Raw genomic sequence first — 8,457 nt, forward strand, 5'->3', positions numbered from 1 at the left:
CAGTGGTAACGATTGAAGACTTAGCACAGTACATACAAATGCAAGAATTAAAGGTCAGTTAAGGTTTTTTAAGCATTACCTAAGTAAAACCCAGCTTTATTGCTGGGTTTTTATTGTGCAATAAGTAATTAATTACTCGTTTTTATTTGATAATATTTCTTGCCTAGGCGGCTTTTTCAAAAATCCTCAGCCTGTAAACTTTACCTAAATAGTCAGTGCAGCCGCACACAGTTTATTATTTAGGTGAAACTATGAAAATTAACACGCTTTTACTAGCAACTGCTTTAACAAGCAGTGGCGTATGGGCAGCGCAAAGTAAACTTGAACAGCAAATAACGCCTGCACCCCAAATGGGCATAATGGATAGTTATAATCAGCACATTACCAACGCCCCTTTTTTACTTAATCTCGACAGCCAACCCAAAGAGCAAATGGGCCCATATTTAACACGCCAATATTTTCATGGTACGCAATCTACGTTTGTAAAATGGGTGGCTAAAAAAGGCGGCAAAGTACCGCTTCATAAACACCCGAATGAACAAGTGACGTGGATCATGTCAGGCGAAGCTAAAGTGTTTTCTGGCGGTAAACAATACCTTATGAAAGCGGGTGACATGATGGTGATTCCGGCCAATGTACCGCACGAATTTCACTTTACCCAAGATACGGTAGATATTGATTTTTTTGCCCCAGCTCGACAAGACTGGATAGACGGCACAGCTAATTACATTAAGCAAAAGTAGGGCAAATTATGTTTTTAAATAAATCTAAATTAGGGCTAAGCGTTATAGCCTTGCTAATAAGTGCCTCGGCTTTTGCAAATGACACGGTACCCGCTGAGGTTTACGCACAAACCGACGGTGCTGTGGGCGGTATTACGTATACACAAAACAAGCGCTTTATTTTTAGTTATCACCCTTTTTATAACCCAAAAGTAAAAGTGGGGGAGCTTTTAAAAAGTGGTGATGTGGAGCCATTTCCTAATGCGCAAATGCAAACCCCTTATAAAAGTGATGGCAGCTTAAAAAATCCCGCTAACTATTTAAATTGGGTATTAGGGGTAAGAGCTGATGACAGAGGTAATGTATGGATACTCGACTCAGGCCAGGCGCAACCGCGTATTACGCCAAAGCTGATAGCATGGGATGCGCTAAACAATAAGCTTAATAAAATTATTTATTTACCTAGCCCTATATCGGTTGCTCAATCTCAACTTAATGATTTAGCTATATCGAGCAAATACAATACATTGGTGATCGCTGATGAAGGTATTGCGGATGGCGGAAATGGCAAGCAAGCCGCCCTTATTATCGTTAATACTAAAACAGGTAAGAGCCGGCGAGTACTGCAAGGTCACGAAAGTGCATTACCCGATTACACAATGCCAATAATGATTGATGAAGGGACTGATAACCAAAAGCAACTTAATGCCTTTATTGGTGCCGATGGCATTGTGCTTGATAACGCGCAGCAATGGCTTTACTTTGCTCCGCTTAATAAAAAGTATGTTTACCGTATTAAAATGGCCGACATTGCTAACGAGCAATTAACTGATAAACAACTAGGCGAACGTGTAGAGCAATACGCACAAAAACCAGTAAACGGTGGTTTAAGTATTGATGCTGATGATAATTTATATTTAACCATAGTGGGTGAGCGTACTTTGGGCGTTATTGATGCCAAAACACGTACGTACCGTGATTACACGTACGATAAAAACATGATTTGACCTGATGGTGTAAGCATTGGACCAGAGGGTTACATGTACACCGGCGCTGCGCAATTGCCGCTTTCGGCACAACTTAATAACGGCAATGCTCAAAATAAAGCACCCTATTACATATTTAGATTCAAACCTTTAGCTGAGGGCGTAATAGGGCGCTAACTATAATGTGTAAATTAAGCACGCCTTTATGGCGTGTTTTTTATTTTATTTACTTTTTAAAGCGTGATTATCAATTTTTACAAGATAAAGTTTCAACCTAAATGCGGTTTTTCTGCGCTGACTATTTGGGTATCTTACGGGCATAGGTACTTAACCCGCTTTAGGCTTTAATTATGAAACTATACAGTTACTCTCATTGTCCTTTTTGTGCGCGTGTTAAGTATGTAGCAGGCAAATTAGGCATTAAGCTTGATGACGTTGTACTTGATTACGACGACACTGAAACACCAACAAAACTAATTGGTAAAAAAATGGTACCTATTCTTGAAATGGATGACGGCACTGTTATGGGTGAAAGTAACGAAATTATTAGCCTGTTTATTGAACTTGCTGGCTCTAGCGAATCAAACAAGCCAACGCAAGGGGCTATTGAGTGGCAAGGTGGCTCGTTTGCGCCTTTATTGCAAATTGGTTTGCCGCGCTGGCCATTACTGGATTTAAAAGAGTTTAAAACAGAATCTAGCCGTATAGCGTGGGAAGATAACAAGCAATCGACAGAGCTTAACTTTGTAAACCTAATAGCATCAACCTCCGAGATAGTTTTACAAGTAAATGAATTTTTAATTGGCACCGAAAAGCAGCTCAATATTAATAATGGTAAAACGTCATTAAGCTTGCTTGATAGCGCTATTTATTTTTCTATATTACGCGGTTTATATTGCGAGCCAACCATTACCTGGCCAGAGCAATTAAACCAATGGATGAACTATCAGGCATTAGAATCTCATGTGCCATTATTAAGATAGCGAATACTGAAAAAGTTTTAACAGCCAGTACGACTCCCTTCGTATTGCCTTCTTTTGGCCGGTGACCTCGTCACTGGCTTTTTTTATTTAGCTCTGAAAATCCCCCCTTTTAATCCAGCACTTAGTAGTGTGCGTGAGCATGGCTGCGTAGTATATTAATAACATTAAAAAATTAGTTACCTATTTACACTACATATTATTAGTGGAATTATTAAGCAGGCGTATAGAGCGCTATGAATACGCAAAATAATACCAGGAGCTATTATGTGGGATGAAAGGTATAACACTCAGCAATACGCTTATGGCAAACAGCCAAACGATTTTTTAGCCGAGCACTATAAGCAATTACCTAAAGGCAATGTTATTAGCTTAGCCGAAGGTGAGGGACGAAATGCGGTATTTTTAGCAAAAATGGGTTACAGCGTTACCGCGGTTGATGGCTCAAAAGTAGGGCTTGAAAAAGCGGCAAAGCTTGCCAAAGAGCACAACGTAAACATTGAGCTTGTACACGCCGATTTAGCGAAGTTTGATTTTGGAAAAGAAAAATGGGATGCAGTAGTGTCTATTTATTGCCCTTTACCAAGTGCCGTGCGTTCAGCGGTATATAAGCGCGCTGTTAAAGGCTTAAAGCCAGGTGGGGTGTTTTTACTTGAGGCCTATACGCCTGAGCAAGTAAATTATAATACCGGAGGCGGCCCAAGTGTCGATACTAAAACCTCAAAAAGCGATTTACAAGATGACTTAACCGAGCTTAGCTTTATACATTTAGAAGAGCTAAAGCGAGAAGTGTTTGAAGGCACATACCACACGGGTTTAGCGTCGGTCCTGCAAGCTATTGCTAAAAAATAAAATGAATATAAAAGCTTAGAACTCATTAGCGCTAAGCTTTTTTAATAGGTTTTTATAAAACCTGTATAACTTGCTCTTTTGCTAAGCGAGATTTAGGTAACTTAGCGTTATAATCTTCAGTGTCATCGTGGTAGCCAAGTACTAACGCTACATCACAAATATAGCCATCGAGCTCTTGTTCAAACACTTCACCAATAAGCTGTGCATCTACACCTTCCATAGGTGTTGAATCAACGCCTAAGCGTGCTGCGGCGTGCATTGTGTTGCCTAGGGCAATGTAAGTTTGCGCTTTGGTCCACATTGCATTGTTGCCTTGCTCATCGGTATTCATATCAACAAAAGCAAATGCGCCAAACGCTTGTTCGCGGTTTTCACTTTGAGTACGGCCATTTTTAATATCTGCATCAATGACTTGTGCGTAGTCATCACGTTTATATTTAGGGTTGTAAGCAAATAAAATAACGTGCGATGCAGTTTTAATATGCGGCTGATTAAATTGAAATTTATTAGCAGACGTAGAGTGCATACGCTCTTTAGCTTCGTCTGACTCAATAACAATAAATTTCCACGGCTGCGAGTTAATAGATGAAGGAGAAAGACGCATAGCTTCGTAAATTACATCTAGATCATCTTGAGGAATACGCTTGGTTGTGTAGCGTTTAGTTGTATAACGTTTTTCTAAATCATTAATAATTGGATGGGTCATGGTTATCTCCGTTAAGTGGCTATTTTAGCCAAGTAGTGTCTATATTGAGCCTTTTTTAAAAAAAACAAAGCACAATTTACTTTTTAATTGGATTGTTATTAAGCCAATTACGCGTTACGTCATCGAGTGGTTGTAAGTTTTTGCATACTTTATAGTCAAGCTCGGCAATGATCTCATTTGAAAAGCGTAATTTATCAAGGGTGTTTAACTGTGCTTGGTTAAACAGCGCTTGTTTATCTTCTCTTAGGAGTAAAACAGCTCTATCAACAACGCCAAGTAACCCTTGTGGTTCTTTAAGCTCACGTATTGTGTGCTTGTAATGCAAAAATTGTGGCTTCCATAACGGCACTACGCACCAGGTTTGGGTGGCGACGGCGTTTTCAAACGCGCTAAAACAGTCATGCTCTGTGCCGGTTAAAAACTCATACCCTGCTCTCGTCAGCCCATATTCTTTCATCATATTAATAGAAAAACGGGTAATACCAGCACCGGCATTAATGCCCTGAATTGTTTTTTGCATTTTTGAAAGCACATCTGGCTTTAGCAAATCACTAATTTCGTTTACTGCACTTTGCGGTACGTAATCTGGTACGCCCCAGTGTGCATAAGGCTCATAATGTAAGCCAAGCTCAACGAGTGGCATAACTTGTTCAACATCGGCTTTATAAACACCGTGGCTTGAAGGCAGCCATGCTGAGGCGAGTAAATCTACTTCACCAGATTTAAGGTTTTTAAAGTTATCTTGATGCGGCGCATAAATACGCTCAACGGTAAAGCCCATATCAGTTAAAACATGGCTCACTAAAGAGGCCGTAACATGGTGAAACGATAAATCGGTTACGCCCAATTTTAAATGTATTGTACTCATAATGAATTACTCCATTTTATAGAGCAGCCCATGCTGGGTGTTTGCTGCTCAGGACCTTTGCCTGTGGCCGCAATTTGGCGCATGGCATTAACTAACTCAGGAGTGCGATGTGCATCGTTATTCATTTTTGCATCGTCTAAGCGGCCACGGTATTGCAGTGCCCCGTGCTTATTGAAACCAAAAAAATCAGGCGTGCAAACCGCGCCATACTGTTTGCCTACGCCTTGGTTTTCATCAACAAGGTAGGGAAACAAAAAGCCGTGCTGCTTAGCAAATTTTTCCATATTAGCTGGGGAGTCAGCAGGGACGCTTTTATAGTCGTTCGACATAATAGCTAACACATTTATACCTTCGTTTATTAATAACGCGGTATCTTCGCTTAAGCGCCTTGCAACACGTTGCACATAAGGGCAATGGTTACAAATAAACATGATTAACAAGGCGTTTTCGCCTAGGTTGTCGGCTAAGGTAAAAGGCTCGCCTTGCGGGGTTTTTAACGTAAAGTAGGGCGCTTGCCAGCCAAAGTCACAAATAGGGGTATCGAGTAACATAACTTAACTCCTAAAAAGCCAGCGGGTATGGCTGGCTTATAAAAATAATTAATTATTTTTGATTAAAGCGAAAACGCGTTAATACGTAAGGTGGTTTTGCATTACCAAAGCCTTGGCTAAATGCAGGGTGCTGGTGGAGCTGATCTTGTGTTACATAAATCCAACCATTGCTCACTGCTAGGCTATCAGGCCATGATAATCGTTTGTCTTGAACAATTATTTCGTAGTGGCCTTTAGTCGTTAAGCCAATGGCATTGTTTTCAAGGTCGGTTACTAAAATACCGCCACCTGGCGCGTAGGTCATGCCATCGCTTGGGTTTTTAGGGCCAAACACTTCAATGCTTTTTGCTTTTTTAGCATCTGAATACGTGCTATCAGCGAGCGTTTTTGCCGGAATACGGTAAACACTTGTGCCTGTAAATGCGCCAAAGTATACCCATTCATTTTTATCATCAATGGTAATTGGGTTTAAACCAAAACGTAGGTTTGTTGTTTCACCTTTTGCTGATTTAGATGCAACAGGAGAGGCTTCGATGACAATATCGCGCTCCTCTGGCATTAGCTTAGCATTGCCCTCAAGTACACGCGTTGATTCGCCGGTTTTTAAATCAACAACAATAAACGCAGGTTTAGTGGCGCCCATAAAGTTACCAAAAGACATATCGGCAATGTAAATTTTGTCGTTACGTTCATCAATAACAAAGTCTTGTAAAAACGAGTTATCAAGTACAGCGTCTTTATTTAATTCAATGGTATTAACTAAGGTGTTGGCAACGCTGTCCCAGGCTATAAGTTTTGGGGCTACTTGCTCGCTGCCCATGTCTAAAATCCACACCACACCTTTGCTGTCGCTATGCACGCCAATTACGGCTGCAAGGCCTACTTTGCCAAGCTCGGGGCCGTCAGCCCAATCTTCGTTAGGGAAAGGTTGTTGATCACCGTTTGCCATAATTTCAACTACTCGCGTTTTTGGTGCATCAAGCGGGTGCATGCTTACAATCATTCGCCCTGCAGGTGTTATAGTTATACCTGCGCCGCGATATTTATTAAAAGTAGTCACCGTTTCAAGGGGGCCAACGTCTGCTGCATAGGCGCTTGAAAAAGCACTTGCGGCTAATGACAGGGTTGCTATTGCTAAAGTGGTTTTTAATCGTTTCATACTGTGATACCCGTTATGCTAAAAAATAGAGTAAAGCGATTTAAATAGCCTAAATGACTTCGCTTGCGTTGAGGTGAATAATAGGTGAGAATTTTTATGTGATAAACAGGGTAATAATTGAATCTTTATCAAATAATATTGGTTAATTAAAAGGGCGAGCGCTTGCTTTAAACAAATTTGCTTTTTAAACATACTATTAATGCCCAAAAGCTGGGTTTACTAATAAACGCCTTAAAGATTGTCCTAATTTAATAAATAGTGGTTAGTGACTAGCTGTTGGGTACAGTGTAATATTTGCCTTTATATTGATAAACCGCGCAATAGATAAGCATTGTCAAATATAAATAGACAATAAATCACTTTTTGATTGCTCAATACACTGTAAGCAAACCTAAAGCGCTTAATTTTGCCAAAAATAATAATTAAATTATTAAGTTGATAATGGATTAAAACACAATGCTTTTAGAAGACTTACAGGTAATTTTAAAAGTGGCAGAGTTTAAAAGTATTACTGCTGCAGCATCAAATTTAGATATGCGCACCGCCACAGCAAGTGCTGCTGTTAAAAGGGTAGAGCAGGCTTTAGGTTTTGAACTATTTATACGCACCACTCGCCATTTAAGGCTTTCTGCAGCCGGCGAGCGTTACATTCCGCAATGCCAGCAAGCATTGGCAATGCTTGAACAAGCCAAAAATACACTTAAAAGCGATGACGATATAATTGATGGCGAGCTGCGTATTGCGCTTTCTTCTGATTTAGGGCGCAACATTGTGATCCCCTGGCTTGACGAGTTCATGCAAACCCACACTCAGCTCAGCTTGCGCGCCAATATAAGCGACAGTAATATCGACTTTTATCGTGACTCGGTCGACATTGCACTGCGTTATGGTAAACCTAACGATGCCAGCATGTACGGTTTTAAAATTTGCGATGTACCGCGTATTTTATGCGCAGCACAAAGCTACCTTGATACACATGGCACGCCGGCTCATCCACATGATTTAACAGAACATAAAGGGCTGTTTTATCAACTGCAAGATATAATTAAAGATGTATGGGTATTTAGCGATGCCAGCGAAGAGTTTAAAGTAAAATTGCACGGTGGCCATGCGGCTAACGATGGCGATTTAGTAAGGCGCTGGTGTGTGTCGGGCAAGGGGCTGGCGGTTAAATCGTGCTTAGATATGTCTAATGAATTACTTGCCGGTAATGTCATAAGTGTTATGCCAAACTTTAAACCCACGCCTACAGAGCTTTGGTTGGTGTGCCCAAGTAGGCAGTCAATCACTCCGGCGGTGCGCTTACTTCGCGATGCCTTTAGAGAAAAAAGCGCCGGTATTTTAAAAGCTCTTATTGCAAAAGGGATTATTGATAAAAGCGTGCTTGGCTAATGAAGGACTGATAATGCAAGTTGATGATATTAGAGTGTTTGTGCCGTGTAAAAATTATCAGCAATCGTGCGACTTTTATCAGGCGCTTGGCTTTACTATTGAGCCTGCATCAGCTGATTTAAGCATAGCAACATCAGGTGAATGTAGTTTGTTTTTATACCAATCGTGTTAAGTTATTAGGTATTTATAGCGGCAGATAAATAGCGTGATAACAAGGCATAAATATCGTCATGTAGTTGCT

At 40.6% G+C, this 8,457-nt stretch carries 10 protein-coding genes; 6 read left to right on the forward strand and 4 right to left on the reverse strand.

Translation table 11 applies throughout. The features are described from left to right. Window positions 1–251 precede the first annotated feature (251 nt). From B2R65_RS00495 to B2R65_RS00510, 4 genes are all read left to right on the forward strand, one after another. Entirely contained in the window at window positions 252–743 is a 492-nt protein-coding gene (locus B2R65_RS00495) for a cupin domain-containing protein (RefSeq protein ID WP_029774290.1), read from the forward strand. A gap of 8 nt (window positions 744–751) precedes the next feature. Further along, the gene (locus B2R65_RS00500; RefSeq protein WP_286740046.1) at window positions 752–1,729 is read left to right on the forward strand and encodes an L-dopachrome tautomerase-related protein; all 978 of its coding nucleotides are present in this window, start codon (window positions 752–754) and stop codon (window positions 1,727–1,729) included. 329 nt (window positions 1,730–2,058) lie between these two features. Next, entirely contained in the window at window positions 2,059–2,691 is a 633-nt protein-coding gene (gene grxB / locus B2R65_RS00505) for a glutaredoxin 2 (protein WP_273586792.1), read from the forward strand. A gap of 264 nt (window positions 2,692–2,955) precedes the next feature. Further along, complete coding sequence (locus B2R65_RS00510) at window positions 2,956–3,540, forward strand: class I SAM-dependent methyltransferase (protein WP_256850251.1); 585 nt, start codon at window positions 2,956–2,958, stop codon at window positions 3,538–3,540. 52 nt (window positions 3,541–3,592) lie between these two features. Here the strand turns inward: B2R65_RS00510 and B2R65_RS00515 are convergent, their stop codons facing one another. The 4 genes from B2R65_RS00515 to B2R65_RS00530 form a co-directional block, all read right to left on the reverse strand. Next, window positions 3,593–4,246, reverse strand: a complete 654-nt coding sequence (locus tag B2R65_RS00515; RefSeq protein ID WP_286740055.1) for a nitroreductase family protein — start codon at window positions 4,244–4,246, stop codon at window positions 3,593–3,595. 76 nt (window positions 4,247–4,322) lie between these two features. Further along, window positions 4,323–5,114, reverse strand: coding sequence for a glycine betaine ABC transporter substrate-binding protein (locus tag B2R65_RS00520; RefSeq protein ID WP_286740057.1), 792 nt, complete (start codon window positions 5,112–5,114; stop codon window positions 4,323–4,325). Then, window positions 5,111–5,665, reverse strand: coding sequence for a thioredoxin family protein (locus tag B2R65_RS00525; protein ID WP_286740060.1), 555 nt, complete (start codon window positions 5,663–5,665; stop codon window positions 5,111–5,113). Before B2R65_RS00525 ends, B2R65_RS00520 begins: the two co-directional genes overlap by 4 nt. A 52-nt stretch (window positions 5,666–5,717) precedes the next feature. After that, window positions 5,718–6,824 carry an L-dopachrome tautomerase-related protein gene (locus B2R65_RS00530; RefSeq protein ID WP_154946019.1) on the reverse strand — a complete coding sequence of 369 codons (1,107 nt, stop codon included), beginning with the start codon at window positions 6,822–6,824 and terminating at the stop codon, window positions 5,718–5,720. 456 nt (window positions 6,825–7,280) lie between these two features. Between B2R65_RS00530 and B2R65_RS00535 the strand changes: the two genes are divergently transcribed. Both B2R65_RS00535 and B2R65_RS00540 read left to right on the forward strand, forming a co-directional pair. After that, entirely contained in the window at window positions 7,281–8,216 is a 936-nt protein-coding gene (locus B2R65_RS00535) for a LysR family transcriptional regulator (protein WP_055255044.1), read from the forward strand. A 13-nt stretch (window positions 8,217–8,229) separates the two neighbouring features. Continuing rightward, the gene (locus tag B2R65_RS00540; RefSeq protein WP_004589679.1) at window positions 8,230–8,388 is read left to right on the forward strand and encodes a VOC family protein; all 159 of its coding nucleotides are present in this window, start codon (window positions 8,230–8,232) and stop codon (window positions 8,386–8,388) included. Window positions 8,389–8,457 lie beyond the last annotated feature (69 nt).

This window comes from Pseudoalteromonas sp. UBA2102, assembly GCF_002331165.1.
Lineage (GTDB): Bacteria > Pseudomonadota > Gammaproteobacteria > Enterobacterales > Alteromonadaceae > Pseudoalteromonas > Pseudoalteromonas atlantica.

Bases quoted from the DNA above. Each gene is read 5' to 3' on its own strand.
- B2R65_RS00515 (WP_286740055.1), bottom strand. From the start codon at position 4,246: ATGACCCATCCAATTATTAATGATTTAGAAAAACGTTATACAACTAAA.
- B2R65_RS00540 (WP_004589679.1), top strand. From the start codon at position 8,230: ATGCAAGTTGATGATATTAGAGTGTTTGTGCCGTGTAAAAATTATCAG.
- B2R65_RS00525 (WP_286740060.1), bottom strand. From the start codon at position 5,665: ATGTTACTCGATACCCCTATTTGTGACTTTGGCTGGCAAGCGCCCTAC.
- B2R65_RS00510 (WP_256850251.1), top strand. From the start codon at position 2,956: ATGTGGGATGAAAGGTATAACACTCAGCAATACGCTTATGGCAAACAG.
- B2R65_RS00495 (WP_029774290.1), top strand. From the start codon at position 252: ATGAAAATTAACACGCTTTTACTAGCAACTGCTTTAACAAGCAGTGGC.
- B2R65_RS00530 (WP_154946019.1), bottom strand. From the start codon at position 6,824: ATGAAACGATTAAAAACCACTTTAGCAATAGCAACCCTGTCATTAGCC.
- B2R65_RS00520 (WP_286740057.1), bottom strand. From the start codon at position 5,114: ATGAGTACAATACATTTAAAATTGGGCGTAACCGATTTATCGTTTCAC.
- grxB (WP_273586792.1), top strand. From the start codon at position 2,059: ATGAAACTATACAGTTACTCTCATTGTCCTTTTTGTGCGCGTGTTAAG.
- B2R65_RS00535 (WP_055255044.1), top strand. From the start codon at position 7,281: ATGCTTTTAGAAGACTTACAGGTAATTTTAAAAGTGGCAGAGTTTAAA.
- B2R65_RS00500 (WP_286740046.1), top strand. From the start codon at position 752: ATGTTTTTAAATAAATCTAAATTAGGGCTAAGCGTTATAGCCTTGCTA.